Source organism: Pseudomonas sp. (assembly GCF_036404235.1).
Taxonomy (GTDB): domain Bacteria; phylum Pseudomonadota; class Gammaproteobacteria; order Pseudomonadales; family Pseudomonadaceae; genus Aquipseudomonas.
Window position 1 is genome coordinate 14211 of record NZ_DASWOT010000155.1, and the last position, 21254, is coordinate 35464.

17 protein-coding genes are annotated in these 21254 nt (G+C 57.4%); 1 reads left to right on the plus strand and 16 read right to left on the minus strand.

Going from position 1 to position 21254, the window contains the following annotated elements:
• Nucleotides 1-23: 23 nt before the first annotated feature.
• The 6 genes from VGC62_RS19475 to acs all read right to left on the minus strand — a co-directional run bounded on the left by VGC62_RS19475 (nucleotide 24) and on the right by acs (nucleotide 7801).
• The gene (locus tag VGC62_RS19475; RefSeq protein ID WP_331188716.1) at nucleotides 24-812 is read right to left on the minus strand and encodes an ABC transporter permease; all 789 of its coding nucleotides are present in this window, start codon (nucleotides 810-812) and stop codon (nucleotides 24-26) included.
• On the minus strand, nucleotides 809-1720 hold the full coding sequence (locus tag VGC62_RS19480; protein ID WP_331188717.1) for an ABC transporter permease: 912 nt from the start codon (nucleotides 1718-1720) through the stop codon (nucleotides 809-811). Before VGC62_RS19480 ends, VGC62_RS19475 begins: the two co-directional genes overlap by 4 nt.
• A 4-nt stretch (nucleotides 1721-1724) precedes the next feature.
• Complete coding sequence (locus VGC62_RS19485) at nucleotides 1725-2840, minus strand: ABC transporter substrate-binding protein (RefSeq protein WP_331188718.1); 1116 nt, start codon at nucleotides 2838-2840, stop codon at nucleotides 1725-1727.
• Nucleotides 2841-2877: 37 nt separating this feature from the next.
• On the minus strand, nucleotides 2878-3789 hold the full coding sequence (locus tag VGC62_RS19490) for a TauD/TfdA family dioxygenase (protein ID WP_331188719.1): 912 nt from the start codon (nucleotides 3787-3789) through the stop codon (nucleotides 2878-2880).
• Between the two features lie 283 nt (nucleotides 3790-4072).
• Nucleotides 4073-4834: a hypothetical protein gene (locus VGC62_RS19495; RefSeq protein ID WP_331188720.1), complete on the minus strand. Its 762-nt coding sequence runs from the start codon at nucleotides 4832-4834 to the stop codon at nucleotides 4073-4075.
• A gap of 1029 nt (nucleotides 4835-5863) precedes the next feature.
• Nucleotides 5864-7801: an acetate--CoA ligase gene (gene acs / locus VGC62_RS19500; RefSeq protein ID WP_331188721.1), complete on the minus strand. Its 1938-nt coding sequence runs from the start codon at nucleotides 7799-7801 to the stop codon at nucleotides 5864-5866.
• A 219-nt stretch (nucleotides 7802-8020) separates the two neighbouring features.
• On the opposite strand from acs, the gene VGC62_RS19505 reads away from it, so the two are divergent.
• Nucleotides 8021-8587, plus strand: coding sequence for a hypothetical protein (locus tag VGC62_RS19505; protein ID WP_331188722.1), 567 nt, complete (start codon nucleotides 8021-8023; stop codon nucleotides 8585-8587).
• A 186-nt stretch (nucleotides 8588-8773) separates the two neighbouring features.
• Here VGC62_RS19505 and pgi read toward each other — a convergent pair whose 3' ends face one another.
• The 10 genes from pgi to gluQRS form a co-directional block, all read right to left on the minus strand.
• A complete protein-coding gene (pgi, locus tag VGC62_RS19510; RefSeq protein WP_331188723.1) occupies nucleotides 8774-10438 on the minus strand; it encodes a glucose-6-phosphate isomerase in 1665 nt (554 codons plus the stop codon).
• Nucleotides 10439-10600: 162 nt separating this feature from the next.
• Nucleotides 10601-10981, minus strand: coding sequence for an aspartate 1-decarboxylase (gene panD, locus VGC62_RS19515; RefSeq protein ID WP_331188724.1), 381 nt, complete (start codon nucleotides 10979-10981; stop codon nucleotides 10601-10603).
• A 7-nt stretch (nucleotides 10982-10988) separates the two neighbouring features.
• Nucleotides 10989-11840 carry a pantoate--beta-alanine ligase gene (gene panC / locus VGC62_RS19520; RefSeq protein ID WP_331188725.1) on the minus strand — a complete coding sequence of 284 codons (852 nt, stop codon included), beginning with the start codon at nucleotides 11838-11840 and terminating at the stop codon, nucleotides 10989-10991.
• The gene (gene panB / locus VGC62_RS19525; protein ID WP_331188726.1) at nucleotides 11837-12637 is read right to left on the minus strand and encodes a 3-methyl-2-oxobutanoate hydroxymethyltransferase; all 801 of its coding nucleotides are present in this window, start codon (nucleotides 12635-12637) and stop codon (nucleotides 11837-11839) included. Before panB ends, panC begins: the two co-directional genes overlap by 4 nt.
• A 329-nt stretch (nucleotides 12638-12966) precedes the next feature.
• Entirely contained in the window at nucleotides 12967-13446 is a 480-nt protein-coding gene (gene folK / locus VGC62_RS19530; RefSeq protein WP_331188727.1) for a 2-amino-4-hydroxy-6-hydroxymethyldihydropteridine diphosphokinase, read from the minus strand.
• A gap of 17 nt (nucleotides 13447-13463) precedes the next feature.
• Complete coding sequence (locus VGC62_RS19535; protein ID WP_331188728.1) at nucleotides 13464-14870, minus strand: polynucleotide adenylyltransferase PcnB; 1407 nt, start codon at nucleotides 14868-14870, stop codon at nucleotides 13464-13466.
• A gap of 735 nt (nucleotides 14871-15605) precedes the next feature.
• Nucleotides 15606-17042, minus strand: a complete 1437-nt coding sequence (locus VGC62_RS19540) for a sigma-54 dependent transcriptional regulator (RefSeq protein WP_331188729.1) — start codon at nucleotides 17040-17042, stop codon at nucleotides 15606-15608.
• A gap of 22 nt (nucleotides 17043-17064) precedes the next feature.
• Nucleotides 17065-20019 carry a sensor histidine kinase gene (locus tag VGC62_RS19545; protein WP_331188730.1) on the minus strand — a complete coding sequence of 985 codons (2955 nt, stop codon included), beginning with the start codon at nucleotides 20017-20019 and terminating at the stop codon, nucleotides 17065-17067.
• The gene (locus VGC62_RS19550) at nucleotides 20003-20179 is read right to left on the minus strand and encodes a hypothetical protein (protein ID WP_002552060.1); all 177 of its coding nucleotides are present in this window, start codon (nucleotides 20177-20179) and stop codon (nucleotides 20003-20005) included. Before VGC62_RS19550 ends, VGC62_RS19545 begins: the two co-directional genes overlap by 17 nt.
• Before the next feature lie 138 nt (nucleotides 20180-20317).
• Complete coding sequence (gluQRS, locus tag VGC62_RS19555) at nucleotides 20318-21205, minus strand: tRNA glutamyl-Q(34) synthetase GluQRS (RefSeq protein ID WP_331188731.1); 888 nt, start codon at nucleotides 21203-21205, stop codon at nucleotides 20318-20320.
• Between the last annotated feature and the right edge of the window lie 49 nt (nucleotides 21206-21254).

Genomic DNA, 21254 nt, shown 5'->3' on the forward strand with positions numbered 1-21254 from the left:
TTGCTGTCCCTTCCTGAAAATGATTAGCGCGGCGTAATGCCATACAGACGCTGAATGCGACGTTCGACCTTGCGCGCCAGTGCGTTCAGCGCCCAACCGACCAGGCCGATGATCACCATCCCGAACAACACCAAATCCATCATGAAATGCTCGCTGCCATCGATCAGCGTGTTGCCGATGCCCTCACCCGATACCAACAAATACTCGGCACCGATGGTCGCCAGCCACGAATACACCAACCCCAAATAAATACCGGTGAAAATCGACGGCAGTGCGGCCGGCAGCATCACGCCGATTACGGTCTGCCAGCGGCTGAAGCGGTAGACGCGTGCCACTTCCAACAAATTGCGCGGTACGTTGCGAATGCCATCGCATGTGTTGACCACCACCGGCACCAGCGCCGCCAGTGACAGAAAGACTACCTTGGCGACGTCGCCCAGCCCGAACCACACCGAAATCAGCGGAATCCACGCAAACAGAGAAATCTGTTTGAAGGTATTGAAGCTTGGCCCGACCAAGCGCTCGAACAATCGCGAGAAACCCAGTAGGCAACCGAGCACCAGGCCCAATCCTGTCCCGATGAAGAAGCCGCTGAGGTTGCGTGCCAGACTCGAAGCAATGGCCCGCCAAAACTGCCCGGAGGCCACTTGCGCCCAAGCGGTTTCGAGCACCTTTTGCGGGGAGACCAAAAGCCCCGACGTGCTCCAGCCCTGATTCGCCGCCAGCCACCAAATAGCGACACCGACGATGGGTAACACCCAGCCGCGATAGCGTTTGCGGCTTGCGTTATAAGGGGAGGCGAGAGCGGTCATTGCAGCCTCCCCAGCGTCACTGCGCGCCCTTTATTCAGGCGCCGTTCGACCACATCGAAGCCGCGATCGATCAGCAAGCCGACTGCGCCAACCACTACCACTGCAGCCATCACCAGATCCAACTGGAACAGCTGTCTTCCATAGGCAATCAGATAACCCAGGCCCTCGCTGGACGCCAGTAACTCCACCACCACCAGCGACAGCCAGGCTTTGGTAAAACCCAGGCGCAAGCCGGTGAAAATCGGCGGAATCGCCGATGGGATAACGATGTCGGTGACAATTTGTCGACGACTAAAACCATAGGCACTGCCGACTTCCAGCAGCCCTTTAGGGGCCTGACGGAATGCTTGCAGGGTACACAGCGTCACGGGAATCAATGCCGAATGAGCGATCAGCACGTATTTGAGCGGTTCACCAATACCGAACAGCAGCAGCGCAAACGGCAGCCAGCCAAGAACGGGGATTTGCACCAGCGCATTGAAGGTCGGCAGTAGGTAATCCTCGACGGTTTTCGACAGACCCATCGCCAGGCCCAGCGTTATGCCCAGCCCCGCACCGAGCACAAATCCGACCAGCACCCGCTGCAAGCTGGCCGAAGCGTTCATCCACAAATCGCCGCTGGTGATCAGGTCGGTCAGGGTCTGATAGACGAAAGCGGGGGGCGGCAGCACTTGTTCAGACAACCAGCCACGTTCGGTGCCCAGATACCAAACACCTAAAAGCGCCAGTGGCACAAGCCAAGGCAGCGCGCCGTTACTCAGTCGTTCGCGCCAAAGGCCATGGGTTTTTGTCTTGACCTGCACCCGTCGTGGTGAACGGGCAGGGAACGCGGGGAGACGTTCGACCGTGGCTTTTTGCGGGGGCGCGGTTTTGCCCCTGTCGAGCGCTGATGCGTTTGCCCTGACCATGGCATTAGCCTCCGTTCTTCAACGGCGTCGCCGATGCGGTGTTGTTGCTGGCCGGTTGTTTACCGTCAGGCCCATAAGCCGTCCAGTAATGTTCAAGGCCTTTGTTTTTCAGTGCGGTTTCCAGATAGCGAGTTTCGAACCAGCCGTCGACACTCACGGGGCGGCGGATCATTTTTTCTTCCTTCGCTTGATCGGCGACCGCCTGATAGCGCGAGCGCAGGAACTCGTCCACCAGCGGCGAGGCGCTGTCGCGCAAAGTGATGTGGGAGAAGTCGGCATTCAACGACGCCACGGGTTCGTTGGTCTTGGCCCACTCATTGAGCACGGCGTCGCGGTTGCTTTCCTCAGACTCCCATTTCGCTGCGTCGACCAGCGTATCGATCACTTTCTGTACGTTATCCGGGTGCTCTTTCTCGTAAGGTCCCCGCACCACCAAGGCCGTTTGACGGGTATAGCGCACGTTATTGCTCGGGTTGTCGAAGATGATGTCGACCAGGCCCTGATCGCGCAGTTTGAACAGCTCGCGGCCGCCGAATGCGGCATCGACACCTTTGGATACCAGTGCGGCCTGGCTGCTGCCGCTGTCCAGGTTGATCACTTTCAGATCGCGCTCGCTGAGTCCGTGATCGGCCAGCAGATTGATCGACACCAAATGCCCGTTAGTGCCACGGAACACCGCGACGGTCTTGCCCTTGAGGTCCTCGATGGTCTTGATGTCTGAGCCTTTGGGAACCGCCAGATAAACATTGGAACGCACACCGATGGCGGCTAGCAGCTTGGTGTCCAGCCCGTTGGCGCGTCCGACCACCTGCGGCAAGTCACCCTCGTAAGCGAAGTCCAGTTGCTGGTTCGATAGTGCCTCGTTGACCGCAGGACCCGCGCCTTTGAAGAAGAACCACTGCACCTCGGTACCGGTTCCGGCGAAGGCTTTTTCCAATAGCTGCTGGTTGCGCACGATGCCCAGCGGCGAGCCGCTAAAGGTAACGGGATCGCCACCGCCGGCACTGGCGACACCAATGCGCAACACATCGGCCTCGGCCAAGGGAATCATCAGCAACGCTGCCAGTGCGGTCGCCACGCTTTTTTTGCTGAATAACGGTGTTCGCTTGGCCTGTGCCATGACGGTTCCTTCCTGTGAAAAGTGAAATAAAGAGGGGTCAGGCAGCCAGGTGTTTCTTGTCGGCTTCGGTTTTTGGCGAGAGGGTTTCAGGCGTCGGTTTGATCGCCCGGCTGGAGCGACCGTCAACCCCGAACGGTATGTCTCCGGCGACCGTCGTGCGGCGTACGATGCGCTCGGCATCGCCGTAGTCGTTGATCGCAATATGCTGCGTGGCGCGGTTGTCCCAGATCACTACGTCACCGGCCTGCCAGCGCCAGCGCACCGTGTTGTCGACATGAGTGATCCGGTCGTGGAACAGGCGAATCAGCAGTTTCGAATCATTGCTGCTCAGGCCCTGAATGTGTTTGACGAAGTGCCCCAGCAGCAGGCTTCTTTCGCCTGTTTGCGGGTGTACACGCACCAGTGGGTGCTCGGTTTCATAGACTTGCGCGGTGAACTGTTCGCGGTATCTTTTCAGCCCTGCGTCGTTGGTATTGCGCGGTGCGGCATAGTCATAAAGATTGGTGTGCAAGGCACGCAGGTTATCGGCCAGCAGTTTCAGCGGCTCTGGCAGGTCTGCGTAAGCGGACGCGGTATTAGCCCAGACGGTATCGCCGCCATAAGGTGGGATCACTACGCCGCGCAGGATTGAGATCTTCGGATAGTTGGCAACGAAGGTGACATCGGTGTGCCACGAGTTGGCGCGCGTTTCTTTGGCGTCCAAATGCAGGATCGCGTTGCTGTGCTCGGCCGAGCGTACGGTTGGATGCGGCACTTGATCGCCGAAGCGACGGGAGAAGCTTTCGTGTTGTTCGTCGCTGAGGAACTGTTCACGAAAGAACAGGACTTTGTGTTTCAGCAGTGCTGCGTTAATGAAATCGAAATCTTCTGCAGAAATATCGCCGGACAACTGGATGTCGCTCAACTCTGCACCGATTCTACCGGCCACGGGTTTGATCTGAATCGCCATGTCTGAACTCCTGTTTAGGCTTTTGTGGCTCAGATCATAAAGATATAAATCATCAGGCGGATAATCACTTTTTCTTCTAAATATAGAAGTATATTTATGCGATTAATTTATTAAGGAAACTAAGTGATATAAGGTTATTTCTTGTTTTTAGGGAAAATGTTTCTCGGTCAGTACGTTGAAAATGAGAGTGAACTTGCTCGCGATATGGGTTTTTCCAGGCACCTAAGTCGGCTCGGAAGGCCCTTTGACTGCAAGTAAGCTCACTGCTTGGGATGGCGGCGGATCAAGACTGAGTCGCGTCCGTCTGTTGTTGCGGTGGCTTGAATCCACTCAGCGAACGCCGCACCCGGCCGGCCAGCGAGCTGTTGCCGTGCACGTTGTGATAGTGGAACACCGCTGTGGCGCGCAGCGCGTCATGGGCGACAGGCAGGTTGGCGTGTAGCGAGCGGTAACCCCAGAACATATAGAGATGGCCGGGCAGCATTCGAATTCGCGTGAATGCTTCGGATTGGCTGGCGAAGCGCCTGATCAGCCGACGCTGCACCCAACGGTTATCCACTAACAGCTTGTCCAGCAGGTTCAGCACGTAGTTGCGGCGTAGCGGACGCCGATTGGGCAGCATCAGCAAATCCCCGGTCTCGCCTTCCTGCGGCATGCACACTGGGATGATCGTGGTCAGAACGTATGAGTCGTAATGGAAGATCAACGACTCGCGGCGTCCTCCGTCGCCAGTGAGGCAACGCAAGGTCTGATGCAAGGCCAGCTCGGTGGACTGTTGCCCCATCGCACTTGAGACGATGCGCCGACACAGTTCAATGAAATCCCGTGAGTTGGCCCACTCATGAAGGGGCGTCCCGGCGCCTGCCTCGTTGCCGGACAACGCCACATAGTTGTTACCTGCCGTGGCCACGGATTTGGCCACCAGTGTTTGCAGTGCCTCAAGCTGGTCGCAGCTTGCCCAGTCAGGCAGAACCGCATAACCGTCGTTCTCAATGGCGTCAATCAGGCTTTTGATCTTCGCCTCGGAAAATGTTGTGTAGGGCATGGTGCTTCCTCGGTAAGAACCTGCAGTCAAGCGTCCGTGCAGTTATGTTTGGCAAGCCCGCGACACAACGTCTGGGTGTCGCTGCCGAAGCTGAGCAGCCTTCGTTGCGAAGAAAATGCCGGGCATGTCATCAATGGTCTTAGGGTTTTTTAACGAGGCACAGGCCACCCCGCTAATCCCTGGCTTCACGTCACCCCTCCCCAGTTGTCGGTGGAAAACGGGACTAAATCGACCACTCGTCGAGGCCAGCGACGGAGCTTCAGGCCAGTTTTTACCGTTAAAATCCCGGCGAAAAATCGTTGGTTACAAGCTGTTTCTGGGGCGGTGAGATCACAGACTAGCAGCCAGCACAAATTGTGCTTCTTGCTTAGTAAAAATATTTCAAACTATTTCTAGTATTTTAGGAGAGTGTTGTTTTTGTCCGATTTTGGTACAGATCGCTGCGTGATCGAGGCAAATACGAAGTTAATTTCTGTATCAAAAATGTGTCACTTTTTGTTTCTCAGCGACAAAAGTGAGTGTTGCTCAGGCCGTGTCGGCTCTTTAGAAGGCGGATATCAGCTTTTGGAATATTGATGGTTGGTGCGTTTGAGTGGCTGGGTCGGCCGCGGCTAATGTCACGAACGCTGTCGCGCTTGATCAGCCGCCATGGGAGTACGACGTTTACTTTGATCTCGTGCCACATTGCGACTTTGGCGACAGATAAGGCGGGTGCGCACGCACGGGGTAGCAGAGCTGAGTGGAAAGTAATGTGGGACTTTTCTTTATATATATAAGAAATATCCTAACAACCGCAGTCGACTAAAACGCATGACGCAGAGAGCGGCCAAAGTGTTTATGGCGCCTTGTTCGCCGTGATCAATCTCAGCCCGGATGCTGAGTCGTGTGGCCGCCGATGGCCTCAGTGCGCCTGGACTTTCTGGCCTGGCTGTTTGCAGGCACTGCGTCATCAGCTTGGCGGCTTGATGCAGCGCCTACAACGCAACGTTTCTTCGGACGAAATAGGAAGAGTTCGGCGCTGACAGTCACTCATCGGTTCAACCGCCTCTCGATCAATCCTTCGACCACACTCGAATCCGCTAGCGTCGAAATATCCCCAAGGCTGTCTAGCTCGTTGCAGGCGATCTTGCGCAATATGCGGCGCATGATCTTGCCCGAGCGGGTTTTTGGCAGTGCGGGCGCCCATTGAATGAGTTCCGGTTTGGCAAAACTGCCGATCTCCTTGCTGACGTGCGCGAGCAGTTCTTGTTTCAATGCCTCGCTCGGCTCGACGCCGTCCATCACCGTGACGAACGCATAAATGCCGATGCCCTTGATGTCATGCGGATAACCCACCACTGCCGCCTCGGCAATGCTGTCGTGCAGCACCAGCGCACTTTCCACCTCGGCGGTGCCGATCCGGTGACCAGACACATTGATTACGTCGTCCACGCGCCCGGTGATCCAGTAATGGCCGTCTTCATCGCGCCGTGCGCCGTCCCCCGTAAAGTAATAACCGGGATAGGGCTTGAAGTAGGTTTCGAGCATGCGCTTCTGGTCGCCATACACGGCGCGGATCTGGCCCGGCCAACTGGCCTTGATCGCCAACAGTCCGCGAGCAGGACCTTCGAGTTCTTTGCCTTTTTCGTCCAGCAACACCGGTTGCACGCCAAACATCGGTTGAGTTGCGCAGCCGGGTTTCAGCGGATGGGTGCTGATCAGAGGGGTCAGCATGATGCCGCCGGTTTCGGTCTGCCACCACGTATCGACGATGGGGCAACGCTCTTTGCCTACCTGGTGGAAATACCATTCCCACGCTTCAGGGTTAATCGGTTCACCAACGGTGCCGAGTAAACGCAGACTTTCCCTCGATGTGCTCTGCAGCGGTTTTGGTCCTTCGCGCATTAGCGCGCGTAACGCAGTCGGTGCGGTATAGAAAATGTTGACGTGGTGCTTGTCGATCACCTGCCAGAAGCGCGAACTGTTCGGATAATTTGGCACGCCTTCGAAAATCAGTGTGGTCGCGCCGTTCGCCAGCGGGCCGTAAACGATGTAACTGTGGCCTGTGACCCAACCCACATCGGCCGTACACCAGAAAATCTCGCCGTCGCGATAATCGAACACGTATTTGTGAGTCATGGCCGCTTGCAGCAAGTAACCGCCAGTGGTGTGTAATACGCCTTTGGGTTTACCAGTGCTGCCGGAGGTGTAGAGGATAAACAGTGGGTCCTCGGCATCCATCGGCTCCGGCGGGCAGTCACTGCTGATGCCATGCAGGGCTTCGTGATACCAGATGTCCCGATCCTCCACCCAATTGACCTCGCCCTCGGTGCGTTGCACCACCAAAACAGTGCTTACGTCCGGGCAGCTTTGTAGCGCCTTGTCGACGTTCTGTTTGAGCGGTACATACTTGCCGCCGCGCACACCCTCGTCGGCCGTAATAACGGTATGGCAGTCGGCGTCGAGAATCCGGTCACGCAAGGCATCCGGCGAGAACCCGCCAAATACCACCGAATGCACTGCACCGATACGCGTACAGGCCAGCATCGCGTACGCCGCCTCGGGCACCATTGGCATGTAGATGCAGACGCGATCGCCTTTCTTCACGCCCCGGCTCTTCAGTACGTTGGCGAGGCGCGAGACGTTGTGATGGAGTTTTTTGTAGGTGATCTCAGCAGACTCGGAAGGATGGTCTCCCTCCCAGATAATCGCCACTTGCTCGCCGCGATCCTTCAAATGGCGGTCGATGCAGTTGTAACTGACGTTGAGCTTACCGCCCTTGAACCACTGAGCTTCACCGGTCTTGATGTTGGACTGCTGAACCTGATCCCAGGGCGAGAACCAATCGAGAAACGTGTTGGCTTGTTCGGCCCAGAACACGTCAGGTTGCTCAACCGATTGCCGGTACAGGCGAGTGTAATCGTCAGCGTTCAGTTGAGCCGCCTTGCTCACGGCATCGGCTTGTGGGAAATCGCTGAGATTGAACATGGCGTCTCCTTATTCTTTTGAGCACAACATCCCATCAGAGTAGTAGGAAACTGCAGGGTTCAGATGCCAATCCTCCGGGGCAGATAACTTTGCGCAATGTATGACAAAAGATGACGACAGCTCCCACAGGATTTCGAGATTCGGCTGATAGCCGCGGCATGGAGTGGCTTGAATAATCGCCTTCCATTTTTGCCGTCCGAGGCCAATAGGAGACCGCTTTTGTCCACCGAAAATCATGGCACGCAAAACGGCGATAACAGCCTCAACGTCGGTGTCGGCGATTTCAGAGGCGCCAGCCTAAACATCAGTCACAACCAACGGCCGACATTTACGCCCGAACAGATGAACATTCAGCGGCATCCGTCATTGGGTGGGCGCGGCCTGAAAAGCGAGCGCGTCTCGGCATTTGGCGTTATCACCGGGCTCGCCAGTCTGGTCGGACTTTATTTCACCCTTTTTCCGCTTTCAGGCAAATCTGGCTCCTGGCCGCCTTTGTTTATGTTCTCTTTCATTATCGCGATGATCGCGGTCGTGACGGTGGCAGTTTTGCGCAGGCGCAAGTTTGAGCATTTTTTGGGGGCCGGGTACTACCTGGAAATGGGTGATCAAGGCGGGTTGTATGTCAGCCGTTTCATGGCGGTATGCCCCTGGTGTGGCTCAAACATGCAGTTGCGCCATGTCGGCCCGAAGGAAGGCCCGCGCGATGATCGTTTCATCTGTGAGCGAAACCCCAGCCAGCACACAATCGACCTTGATCCCACTGTGCTGCCTGAGATCGAAGAGTAAATTACCCTGCGCTGCGGGTAACGTCGCAAGTCCTTTGGAGTGAGCGAACCCCACCACAAATTGCGCCCGACAATAAAGTCGAGTGCTGCCCAAGACCGGCAGTGAAGCAATTGCCATAGACCCATCGCGCAAAACCCGCAGCCTCTTGCGAGACCGCGGGTTTCGAGGAGATTGCTTGAGGCTGGATCAGCCGCGGTGACGACCACGGAAGTAGTTGATCAGACCTTGAGTCGACGGATCTTCCGCTGGCTCTTCGTTGCCACCGGTGAGGCGTGAGTACACGCCTTTGCCCAGCTCCTTACCCAGCTCCACGCCCCACTGATCGAAGGCGTTGGTGCCCCAGATCACGCTTTGCACAAAGACCTTGTGTTCGTACATCGCTACCAGTGCGCCAAGGCGACGCGGGCTGATGCGCTCGACCACAAGGGTATTGCTCGGGCGGTTGCCTGGGATGACTTTATGGGGCGCAATACGCTGCACTTCTTCCTCGGGAATGCCCTTGTCACGCAGCTCGGCTTCAGCCTCCGCGCGGGTCTTGCCCAACATCAGCGCCTGGCTTTGTGACAGGCAGTTGGCGTACAACCACTGGTGATGGTCGGCAACCGGGTTAAAGCTGACAATTGGCACGATGAAGTCGGCCGGGATCAGTTGAGTGCCTTGGTGCAGCAGTTGATGGTACGCGTGCTGCCCGTTGCAGCCGACGCCCCCCCAGATGACCGGGCCGGTGTCAGTGTTGACCGGCGTACCGTCCTGGCGAACGCTCTTGCCGTTGGATTCCATGTCCAACTGCTGCAAGTGTTTGGTGATGTTGCGCAGGTAGTGGTCGTACGGCAGGATCGCGTGGCTTTGCGCTCCCCAGAAGTTGCCGTACCAGACGCCAAGCAACGCCAGCAGCACCGGCATGTTTTGCTCGAACGAGGCGCTCTGGAAATGCTGGTCCATGGTGTAGGCGCCGGACAACAGCTCCTTGAAGTTGGACATGCCGATTGCCAGGGCGATGGGCAAACCGATAGCCGACCACAGCGAGTAACGACCGCCGACCCAATCCCACATTGGGAAGATGTTTTCTTCGCGAATGCCAAATGCTACCGCCGCCGCGTTATTGCTCGATACGGCGATGAAATGACGATACAGCTCAGCTTCCGAGCCACCCTGCGCCAGATACCATGCGCGTGCAGCCTGGGCATTCTTGAGGGTTTCGAGGGTGTTGAAGGATTTGGACGAGACGATGAACAGCGTCGTCTCGGCGCGCAGCTTCATGGTTAGCTCATGGAACTCACTGCCGTCGATGTTCGCCAGGTAGTGACAGCGAACGCCTTTCTGCGCGTAGGACAACAGCGCTTCAGACACCAGCTCAGGGCCGAGAAACGAACCGCCGATACCGATGTTGACCACGTCGGTGATCGGCTTTTCGGTGTAACCGCGCCACAGGCCGTCGTGAATGCGCCCAACCAAATCAGTAATCTGATTGAGCACTTTGTGTACTTCCGGCATCACGTTGGTGCCGTTGACCAGCAGCTTGTCGCCGACTGGGCGGCGCAGCGCGGTATGCAGCGCCGGGCGACCTTCCGATGCGTTCACCAGTTCGCCGTCATACTGCGCTTTGATCGCGTCCTTCAAGCCCACTTCGTTGGCCAGATTGACCAGCAATGTGCGAGTTTCAGGGGTAATCAGGTTTTTCGAATAATCGAGGAACAAGCCGCAACTGCTGAGGGTAAATTCGCTAAAACGTTGCGGATCTGCATTGAACGCCTCGCGCATGCTGAAATTTTGCATGGCTTTGCGGTGTTGATTCAGTGCCTGCCAGGCGGGCAGGGTCGTGACGTCGTGAGGAGTGCGGTAGTACGCCATCGCTGCGGTTTTCCTTGTACTTGAACTGCCTTTTGGACACAAAAGCCAGGTTTGAACACAGACTCGAATCTTCGTAACGGATACTAAGCTTCGGACAGCGCCGCTGTCTGCGCCTTGTTTTAACTTGGCTCGGTACTTTTTCTAACAGGGTACCGTTGTATTTCAGGCGAACTGTACCGGTATGGCATTGCTGGTGTGGCTAAGTTCATTGCCCGGCGCCATATACAACATGCGCGGTTTGAAGTTGACCAGCTCGGCTTCGGAGTAGTGAGCATAGGCACAGATGATCACCCGATCACCGACTTTCGCCTTGTGCGCTGCTGCGCCGTTCACCGAAATCATGCGAGAGCCTTCTTCTCCGCGAATAGCATAGGTGGTGAATCGCTCGCCGTTGTCAACGTTATAGATTTGAATCTGCTCATACTCGCGGATGCCCGACAGGTCCAGCCATTCGCCGTCGATTGCGCAGGAGCCTTCGTAGTCCAGCACTGCATGCGTTACTTGGGCGCGGTGCAGCTTGGCTTTTAGCATGATGGCGTGCATTAGGGGCTTATTCCTTGATCAGGTGCAGATTGTCGATGAGACGGGTGGTGCCGAGCCAGGCAGCACCGAGAATCACCAGATCGTGATCTTCTGGGGTGGATGGTCGCAGGGTGACGGCGTGACGGATTTCCAGATAGTCCGGGCGAAAACCCGCTGCGTGTAGATCACGCTTACCCTTGACCAGTAACTGCTCAAGGTCTTTTTCACCGTTGCCGATGGCCTCGGCGATCACCTTGATGACCTGATACAGCGCCGGGGCAGCGGCGCGTTGGGCTTCGCTCAGATAACCATTGCGCGACGACAGCGCCAGACCCTCAGCATCGCGCACAGTCGGCTCGCCGATGATCTGGATCGGCATGTTCAGATCACGGACCAGCGCGCTGATCACCGCTAGCTGCTGGAAGTCTTTTTGGCCGAATATCGCGATGTCAGGCTGAACCATATTGAACAGCTTGCTGACCACCGTCGAAACGCCATCGAAATGCCCAGGGCGACTGCCGCCACAAAGCCCTTCGGACACCACCGGCACGCGCACGATAGTCTGATCAGCCATGCCGTGCGGGTACATCTCCTCGACGGTTGGCGTGAATAACAGGTGGCAACCGGCCTGCAGGAGTTTCTCCTGATCGGCGGCCAAGGTGCGCGGATAGCTGGCCAGGTCTTCATTGGGGCCGAATTGCAGCGGGTTGACGAAAATGCTTGCGACCACGAAGTCGGCACGCTGAGCGGCCTTTGTCACCAGTGCGACGTGACCGCTGTGCAGGTTGCCCATGGTAGGCACCAGGGCGATACGTTTACCTTCACTGCGAGCCAGTGCGATAGCAGCGCGCAGTTCGCGGACGGTTTTTACTGTGTTCATGCCGAGAATCCGTGTTCGGTGGCCGGGAAGCTGACGTCTTTGACTGCGGCGACGTAGGCCAGCAGCGCAGACTGAATGTCAGGTTGGCCCACCATGAAGTTCTTCACGAACTTGGGCACGCGGCCTGTGATCGACAGGCCGAGCATGTCGTGCAGCACAAGGACCTGACCATCGGTGCCGCTGCCCGCACCAATGCCGATGACTGGAATCTTCACGGCGTGGGTGATTTCGACGGCCAGTTCACTCGGCACGCACTCCAGCAGAATCATCGCCGCGCCAGCCTGCTCCAGGGTAATTGCGTCGGCACGCATTTGCCGCGCTTGAGTTTCGAGGCGGCCTTGCACCTTATAACCTCCGAGGACATTGACCGATTGCGGCGTCAGGCCCATGTGAACGCACACCGGAATCCCACGCTCTGCCAGCAGGCGAATGGACTCCGCCAGCCATGCCGCACCCTCGAGCTTGACCATGTGCGCACCGGCTTGCATCAACGCTGCGCTGTTGGCGAAGGTCTGCTCGGTGGTGGCGTAGGCCATGAAGGGAAGGTCGGCGAGGATCAACGCGCCTTGATTGCCGCGTTTGACGGCGGCAACGTGGTAAGCCATGTCAGCGGTAGTAACCGGAAGGGTGCTGTCGTGACCCTGCAGGACCATGCCCAGCGAGTCGCCGACCAGCAGCACTTCTACGCCAGCTTGGCTGGCGGCATGGGCAAAGGTCGCGTCGTAGCAGGTGAGCATGGTGATTTTTTCACCTTTGTGCTTTAAAGCCTGCAGCGACGTAACGGTGATATCTGGCATCAAAAAGTCCTCATTCAGGCGCTGTGAATACTGCGGCGAGCAACGCGTGATTCATTCTGAAAACGCAGGCACATCGTCGTTTTGCGATGTTTGCAAAGGCCTGTTTCGCGCCTTTTGGCCGGTACTCCGGCTTTGGGACGCTTATCTTCGTGAGGAGGGGGCGGGAAGTCAATTCCGGGTGTTGCCGGTTTTGTGTGGATGTTACCGATGGGGTGTCAGTGTGTGATACATGCCGATCATCGAACGAGTACCGTGTATCAGGCGCTGTTGACGTTGGATGAACGGGCCTCATCTCGGGCATGCGTGTGCCCCAGGCGGGAGCGTCACGATCAGCCAGGCAGGCGTTCCAGCCCTTCAAACGGGCATCCTTTGAGTAACTGATCAAGGGTTCGGCCGTCCGCGAGTACCAGCCCTGGAGCCAGTTCGGCTAGCGGATACAGCACAAACGCCCGCGCCTGCATGTGGTAATGCGGGACTTTCAACCGAGGCTCGTCGATGACGCAATCACCGAACAGCAGGATGTCGAGGTCCAGTGTGCGTGGCCCCCAGCGTTCATGGCGCTCACGACCCTGATCGATTTCGACGGCCTGCAACGCATCCAGCAGCGCCAGCGGTTGCAGTGAAGTGTCAATGGCTGCCACGGCATTGGTGTAGCGCGGCTGACCTGGAAGCAGCGAGTCGCTGACGTAAAAAGAAGACACATCCGACAGGCTGGTCTGAGGCAGTTGCGCGAGAGATTTGATCGCTTCGCGCAGTTGCTGGGCTGGATCGGCCAGATTGCTGCCCAAACCGATGTACACACGCTGCATGATTGATCGCCTCTGGATCATTCGCCCGAGGCGCTGGATGCGTCGGTGCCCGCACGTTTACGTTTGCCGGGACTGCTGCGACGACGCTTACGCGGGCCCTGACCGGTTTCGGATTTGCTGCCCAGGTCGCGAATCATGTCGCGACGGCCGCTGTCGTTGGCTTCTTGGTACTCGGTCCACCATTCGCCGAGGCCATCGGTCTCTTCGCCGGCCGATTCACGCAGCAGCAAGAAGTCATAACCGGCACGAAAGCGTGGGTTGTCCAGCAGCAGATCGGCGCGCTTGCCGGAGCGGCGTGGCAGTCGCTCCTGCATATCCCAAATCTCGCGGATCGGCAGGGTAAAGCGTTTTGGGATCGCAATGCGCTGGCATTGTTCGGTGATCAGTTCGTGCGCCCCCTCCTGCATGGCCGGAATCGGCGGCATGCCGCGTTCCTGCAGGCGCAGTACATGAGCGGGTAGGGCCGGCCACAACAACGCGGCGAACAGGAACGCAGGCGTTACCGGTTTGTTCTGTTTGACCCGTAGATCGGTATTGGCGAGCGCATCGCTGATCAACGTGTGGGTATAGGTCGGGTTGTATTCCAGCGCCTTGTTACTGGCCGGGAACAACGGTTCGAACAACTCCAGGTCCACCAGCATTTCAAAAGTCGGCTCGGCATACCCGGACAGAAACAGTTTGAGTACTTCTTCGAACAGACGCGCAGACGGTATATCGCGCAGCATCGGTGCCAGCGGACGAATCGGCGTGGCGCTGTGTTTCTCGATGCCGAAATCAAGCTTGGCGGCGAAGCGCACGGCACGCAACATGCGCACGGGGTCTTCTTTATATCGCTGCTGCGGATCGCCGATCAGACGGATCAGGCGATTGCGGATGTCGTGTACGCCGTTAGCGAAGTCCAATACGCGCTCGGTGACCGGATCGTAATACAGCGCGTTGATGGTGAAGTCGCGACGTTGTGCGTCCTCCTCCAAGGTGCCGTAAACGTTGTCACGCAGGATGCGGCCGCTCTCGTTGCGCGAAGACTGGTTGCTGTCTTCTTCCTCGTCAGCCTGAGGATGATTGGCGCGGAAGGTGGCGACTTCGATGATTTCACGACCAAAGTGGATGTGAACCAGTTTGAAACGGCGACCGATGATGCGGGCGTTACGGAATTCGGCGCGAACCTGTTCTGGCGTTGCACTGGTGGCAACGTCGAAATCCTTGGGTTCGATGTTCAGCATCAGGTCACGCACACAGCCGCCGACCAGATAGGCTTGATAGCCCGCGTTCTGCAAACGCTCGACGATGTTCACGGCGTAGCGACTGAATTGATTGCGTTGCAACGAATGCTGGCTGCTGCTGAGCACTTCAGGCGTGGTACGCGTGTGTTGCTGCGGCTTGCGCAGAGGGGAACGGAATGACTGGAACAGCTTTTTCAGCATGGGATGCACTGTTTGAAGGGATATTCGGCCAATTTCAAAGAATGACCGCATGATGGGCGGGGATTCTAGCATTTAGTCGAGGGATGGTGTAGGACGCTGCACAAAGCAGCCTGCCAGGCGGGGGAAACAAGAGGGTGCAACGTTTTGTTCCAGAAGCTACTGGGGGAGCCGAAGCTCCCCCAAAGTGCATGCTCTTATTTTTATTGTTTGTTGGGCTTTTTGTTTTTGTTGAGTGCCCAATTCACGGCTTTCGCCTGTGAAACCTCCCAATCGGGAGTCAAGAGCAAACGGATTGCTTTGATCGCTTTGCTGCAGTGATCTATCGATCCAACCAGTTCTGGCTCTACCTAAGGGTAGTTTTTGTTGTTCTCGGCCTGGTTGCGGGACAAGCCCACATGCAACGCTTCTCCAAAAGAATCAGTTAGCTGCGCCTCCGCCGTGTTGTTTTTATTGTGCGTGAGTCGATACGTCTTGTTTTTATTATGTTGCTTTGCGGGTGACTGATTTTTGTTGTTCTTGTACGGATAGATATAGCAGGACCTGTGCCAACTTTTGTAAAACGCCCTGCGGCCCTTTAGAATCGGGCGCTGGCTAAACGCTGCCAGGTTTTCAGGCGCAAAAAAAGCCGGGGATTCGTTACCGTAATCCCCGGCTTTTGTTACGTGCTTCTATCGAGGTAACAGTTTTTTATATCATTCTGTAGGCCATGTACCAGAGCTTCGCACATGGGCATCCTCAGGTTTCGCTGGCGACACCCGTCTTACGGCGCGGAATACCCAGGCGCTGACGACGTTCCCATAGGCATTTGCGGCTGACACCGAGTTTGCGCGCCAGCTCGGTCTCGGTCATATGGTCCTGATGCTCAAGGACGAAGTGCTGGAAGTAGTCTTCAAGCGACAAGTCTTCAGTAGGTTCATGGGCGGTGGAACTGGCAGATGCCTGCTGCGGCGCCAGGCCGATGAACTCCTCCACGTCGATGTCGCTCAGCTCAATGTCGATACCCAGCAGGTCAGCAGAGATTTCCGGGCTTTCGCACAGAATCACCGCGCGCTCAACTGCGTTTTCCAGCTCCCGAACGTTGCCCGGCCAAGAATAGTGACGAATCGCCTGCTCAGCGTCGGGCGCAAATTTCAGATCGGTACGACCGACTTTGGCGCTTTGTCTGGCAAGGAATGCGTGGGCAATTTCGTTGACGTCCGGCCCGCGTTCTCGCAAGGCTGGCAGCTTCAGCGCAATGACATGCAGGCGATAGTAAAGGTCTTCCCGGAACTGGCCGATTTTGGCCAGGCTTTTAAGGTCGCGATGGGTCGCGGCGATCAAGCGCACATCGACTTTTTGCGACTGAACCGAACCGACGCGGCGAATCTCGCCTTCCTGGAGCACCCGCAACAGGCGGGCCTGAGCCTCCAGCGGCAGTTCGCCGATCTCATCGAGGAACAATGTGCCGCCGTCTGCCGCTTCGACCAAGCCTGCACGACCGGCGCTTGCACCGGTGAAAGCACCTTTTTCGTGACCAAACAGCTCGGACTCGATCAGTGTTTCCGGGATCGCAGCACAGTTGACCGAGATCATCGGCGCCTTGGCGCGGCGTGACAGGTTATGCAGGGCGCGGGCGACCAGTTCTTTACCGGTGCCAGACTCGCCCTGAATCAATACGTTGGAGTCGGTCGGTGCCACTTTGCGGATCTTGCTGTACAAATCCTGCATCGGTGGACATGAACCGATAATGCCGATTTCGCCGTTACTGTTGTCAGCCCCCGATTTGTCGCCGCCAGGTGTCTTGGCGATAGCGGCACGCTCAGCCTGGATGCTGACGACTGTCTGTCGATCACGCAGGATTCGCGCCACTGCTTGCAGCATTTCGTCATGGTCGAAGGGTTTGGCGATGTAATCCACCGCGCCCATTTTCATCGAATCCACGGCCGAGCGCAGGCTGGCGTAGCTGGTCATGATCAGCACGGGTTTACCTTGGCCCAGTTTGATCAACTCGGTGCCGGGTGCGCCAGGCAGGCGCAAGTCGCTGACGATCAGGTCGAACGAGGGGATGCTGAACCGCTCCTGTGCTTCTTGCACCGAGCCTGCTTCGCTGACCTGGTATTGGTTGCGTTCCAGCAGGCGACGCAAGGCCGAGCGGATGATGGTTTCGTCTTCGACGATCAGAATGTGAGGCATTGATTCGATTCTCTCGACGGTCTCAGTTCACGGCGGACGTCGCTTCGACATGTCGCGGCAATGTCACCCGGATACGGGTTCCGCGTTGGTGCTCGGCGTCAGCCGGGCTGTCGATGGTGATTTGTCCATAATGCTCTTCAACGATGGAATAGACCAGTGCAAGGCCTAGCCCTGTCCCTTCGCCTGGATCCTTGGTGGTGAAGAACGGTTCAAACAAGCGGTCCATGATTGCTTTCGGAATTCCGGTGCCTTCGTCTTCAACGATCAAATCGACCGTATGCTCGGAGGCCTCGCTCTTAACGCGAATGGCGCTGCCCGCAGGGGAGGCGTCGCGGGCGTTGGAGAGCAGGTTGATCAGCACCTGAGCCAGCCGTTGCGGGTCGCCATCGACCCAGTGCTCGGGATTGCACAGGTTATAAAACTGGACCTCGAAGTTGCGCCGATTCAGCGCGAGCAGACCAATGGCATCCTGGGCGACCTCAGCCAGGCATACCGCTTCGTCAGTGTGCAGATGCCCGCCGGCATGGGCGAAGCTCATCAACGACTGGACGATGCGCGAGACGCGCTTGGTCTGCTCGATGATCTGGCTGCTGATTTCGGTCAGTTCACTGTCTTCTTCGCGTTCTTCGCGCAGATTTTGCGCCAGACAGGCAATCCCAGTGATCGGATTGCCTATCTCATGGGCTACACCCGCCGCCAGCCGCCCAATGCTCGCCAGTCGCTCTGAATGCACCAGCTTGTCTTCGAGCATCTGCGTGTCGGTCAAGTCCTCAACCAACAGCACCAGGCCGCTGTTACCGGGCGCGAGCGGTTCATCAATGGCGGCTTTGTGCAGATTCAGCCAGCGCGTCTGACCATCCAGCCCGAGGCGTTGTTTGTGCAAATGCTCGTCGGGTAGGTTGATGAAGCCCAGCAGCAGTTCTCTCCAGGGATCGGCGATGGTTCCCAGCCGAGATCCGACCACCCGCAGGGCGCCGATCCCGGTGAGTTCTTCCATGGCCTTGTTCCACATCAGGATCTCTTGATCCTTGGCCAGGGAGCACACACCCATCGGTAGCTCTTGCAGCGTCTGACGGTGATAACGGCGCAGGGCATCAAGTTCGGCGGCCAGGCCGGTCAGGCGCGAGTGGTAATCCTCAAGGCGGCTTTCGATGAAGTGAATGTCTTCGGTGACATAGTTTTCGCTACCGGATTTATAGGGCAGAAAGGTCTCGACCATGTCCTGGGCAACGCTTGGGCCCATCAGCCCGGACAGATTCGCCTCGATCCGGTCACGCAAGCGGCGCAAGGCATAGGGCCTACGCTCGTCGAATGGCAGGTACAAATCGCGCAGCGCTTGTTCGACTTCTTTCTGCGCCGCTTTTGCACCCAACGGTTTGGCCAGTTGAGTGGCGAACTCTTGCGGTGAAACGGCATGCAATTCCCGACGTTGCGGGCGACGCACGTTGTCCACCGCGCAGGCCTCTGCAGCGCTGGCTTCTTCGGGACTGGGATTGCTGAATAGAGAGATGAGGGTGAACACCAATACGTTGACGGCCAGAGAGGCAATTGCCGCCATGTGCCAACTGGTATCGTCCAGCACATAAATCATGTTCAACAGCGGGATGTAAAAGCCCTGCAAGTTGCCAATCAGCGGCAACAACATACTGACCATCCATACCGCCATCCCCGCCAGCAGCCCGGCCATGAAACCGCGCCGGTTGGCGGCGGGCCAGTACAGCACCGAGAGCACTCCGGGAAGGAACTGCAAAGTCGCGACGAAGGCGACGATGCCGAGGTCCGCCAGATCCTGCTGTACGCCGAGCAATAAGTAGAAACCGTACCCGGCCATGATGATCGCGACGATCAGCGCACGTCGCGTCCATTTCAGCCAGCGATAGATGTTGCCCTCGGCAGGCGGTTGATACAGCGGTAGCACCAGATGGTTAAGGGCCATGCCGGACAGCGCCAGCGTCGTCACGATAATCAGCCCGCTGGCTGCCGACAGACCGCCGATGTAGGCGAGCAGCGCCAACGCTTTGTTATTGGCGGCGATGCCGATGCCCAGGGTGAAATACTCTGGACTGGTGGTGGCTCCCAATTTGAGGCCGGCCCAGAGGATGAGCGGCACCGCCAGGCTCATCAGCAGCAGAAACAGCGGCAAGCCCCAACTGGCGCTGACCAGCGAGCGTGGGTTGAGGTTTTCGGTGAAGGTCATGTGGTACATGTGCGGCATGACAATGGCCGAGGCGAAGAATACCAACAGCAGCGTGCGCCATGGGCCCTCTTGCAGTGGTGTGTGCAGTGCGGCGAGGGCGCTCTGGTTTTGCAGCAGCCATTGTTCCAGCTGTTGCGGGCCGTCGAACACCCCGTACAACGCATACAAACCGACGCCGCCGACGGCAATCAGCTTGATCACCGATTCGAAGGCAATGGCAAATACCAGGCCTTCGTGTTTCTCCCGGGTGGCGATGTGGCGCGAACCAAAGAAAATGGTGAACAAGGTGATCAGTGCGCAGAATGCCAGCGCCACTCGGTTCTGCACCGGCTCGCGAGTCAGGATACCAATCGAGTCGGCGACGGCCTGGATCTGCAGGGCCAGCAACGGCAGCACACCAATCAGCATGAAAATAGTGGTCAGCGCACCCGCCCAGGTGCTGCGAAAGCGGAAGGCGAAGAGGTCGGCCAGCGATGAAAGCTGATAGGTGCGGGTGATTTTGAGGATCGGATAGAGCAACACCGGCGCCAGCAGGAAAGCGCCGGAAACCCCGAGGTAACTGGAGAGGAAGCCGTAGCCATATTCGTAAGCCAGACCGACCGTGCCATAAAACGCCCAGGCACTGGCATAAACCCCCAGCGACAGCGTGTAGGTCAATGGGTGACGGATAATCCAGCGCGGGATCAGGCCGTGCTCGCTGATCCAGGCGACGCCAAACAGCACCAGCAGGTAGGCGGCACTGATCAGGATCATCTGGGTCAGGCTAAAGCTCATCGGCATCTCGTTGGCTCTGCAGGATAAACGTCACCACGATCAGGATCAGCCACAGCATGTAAGGTCTGTACCAGGCGCCTGTCGCGTCGATCCACCAGTCCATGATGGCCGGGGAAAAGAGATAGATACCTACCACCAGAAGCAGGACCAATCGGTAGATGTACATTTGGCCTCCTAGGGTCTGTTGCCGTTTGATTGTGGCCGCGACGGTAGCCCAAAGGAGCGGCATGGTAACGGATGCCTATCAGGCTGCAAGTGTCGTTTTGACCACCTTTGCAACGCGGTGTGCAGTAACCGCTCTAGATCAGTCTATTCGAGCTTCTTCGAGGCTGCTGACGCGCGGGATAAAATCGGCGTTCCAGTGGGCACTGCCCCAGTTCAGCACTTCTTTGGGCGTTGCAAAGGCCAGTTCATCAGGCGCCGGTTGACCCAGGGCTCGCAGTGCCCGAAGCAACAAGGGTGTCGCCTGGTCGGCTGGCAAGGGTGGGGAGCGATAGGACTTACCCAGCTTGTGACCATCGGGTTGGGTAATCAGTGGCACATGCAGATAACGCGGTTGAGGCAGGCCGAGCAGCTCTTGCAGATAGAGTTGGCGCGGTGTGGAGTCAAGCAAGTCGGCACCGCGCACGATGTCGGTCACACCCTGCCAGCCATCATCGAGCACTACGGCCAGTTGATACGCGTATAGACCATCGCGGCGACGAATCACGAAGTCCCCCACATCGCGGCCCAGATGTTGCCGAAATTCACCCTGAACCCGGTCCGTGAAGCGATATTCCAGTTCAGGCACGCGAATACGGATCGCCGCGTTTTCCGGGGAATGGCCGACATCACGACAGAAGCCTGGGTATATGCCGCCAAAATCTTCCAATTGTTTACGCGAGCACGTGCAGGCGTAGGCCAATCCATGGCTGAACCAGCGATTGATCACGTCTTGGTAGGCGTCGTGGCGGTCGCTTTGTCTGATCAACTCGCCGTCCCACTCAAAGCCGTAGCTTTCCAGGGTATTAAGGATGGCGGCTTGGGCACCGGGGACTTCGCGCGGCGGATCTAGGTCCTCCATGCGCATCAGCCATTTCCCACCGACAGCGCGTGCATCCAGGTAAGACGCAAGGGCAGCGACCAGTGAGCCGAAATGCAGATAACCGCTGGGAGTCGGCGCAAAGCGCCCTATATAGGAAGGGGATTTCATGGAAGGTGATGGTACTGGAATTTGGGAGGGCGACAAGCCTCGCCAACAG

Excerpts from the sequence above, each read along its gene's own strand:
- VGC62_RS19475 (WP_331188716.1), bottom strand. The coding sequence starts at position 812 with ATGACCGCTCTCGCCTCCCCTTATAACGCAAGCCGCAAACGCTATCGC.
- VGC62_RS19480 (WP_331188717.1), bottom strand. The coding sequence starts at position 1,720 with ATGGTCAGGGCAAACGCATCAGCGCTCGACAGGGGCAAAACCGCGCCC.
- VGC62_RS19485 (WP_331188718.1), bottom strand. The coding sequence starts at position 2,840 with ATGGCACAGGCCAAGCGAACACCGTTATTCAGCAAAAAAAGCGTGGCG.
- VGC62_RS19490 (WP_331188719.1), bottom strand. The coding sequence starts at position 3,789 with ATGGCGATTCAGATCAAACCCGTGGCCGGTAGAATCGGTGCAGAGTTG.
- VGC62_RS19495 (WP_331188720.1), bottom strand. The coding sequence starts at position 4,834 with ATGCCCTACACAACATTTTCCGAGGCGAAGATCAAAAGCCTGATTGAC.
- acs (WP_331188721.1), bottom strand. The coding sequence starts at position 7,801 with ATGTTCAATCTCAGCGATTTCCCACAAGCCGATGCCGTGAGCAAGGCG.
- pgi (WP_331188723.1), bottom strand. The coding sequence starts at position 10,438 with ATGGCGTACTACCGCACTCCTCACGACGTCACGACCCTGCCCGCCTGG.
- panD (WP_331188724.1), bottom strand. The coding sequence starts at position 10,981 with ATGCACGCCATCATGCTAAAAGCCAAGCTGCACCGCGCCCAAGTAACG.
- panC (WP_331188725.1), bottom strand. The coding sequence starts at position 11,840 with ATGAACACAGTAAAAACCGTCCGCGAACTGCGCGCTGCTATCGCACTG.
- panB (WP_331188726.1), bottom strand. The coding sequence starts at position 12,637 with ATGCCAGATATCACCGTTACGTCGCTGCAGGCTTTAAAGCACAAAGGT.
- folK (WP_331188727.1), bottom strand. The coding sequence starts at position 13,446 with ATGCAGCGTGTGTACATCGGTTTGGGCAGCAATCTGGCCGATCCAGCC.
- VGC62_RS19535 (WP_331188728.1), bottom strand. The coding sequence starts at position 14,870 with ATGCTGAAAAAGCTGTTCCAGTCATTCCGTTCCCCTCTGCGCAAGCCG.
- VGC62_RS19540 (WP_331188729.1), bottom strand. The coding sequence starts at position 17,042 with ATGCCTCACATTCTGATCGTCGAAGACGAAACCATCATCCGCTCGGCC.
- VGC62_RS19545 (WP_331188730.1), bottom strand. The coding sequence starts at position 20,019 with ATGCCGATGAGCTTTAGCCTGACCCAGATGATCCTGATCAGTGCCGCC.
- VGC62_RS19550 (WP_002552060.1), bottom strand. The coding sequence starts at position 20,179 with ATGTACATCTACCGATTGGTCCTGCTTCTGGTGGTAGGTATCTATCTC.
- gluQRS (WP_331188731.1), bottom strand. The coding sequence starts at position 21,205 with ATGAAATCCCCTTCCTATATAGGGCGCTTTGCGCCGACTCCCAGCGGT.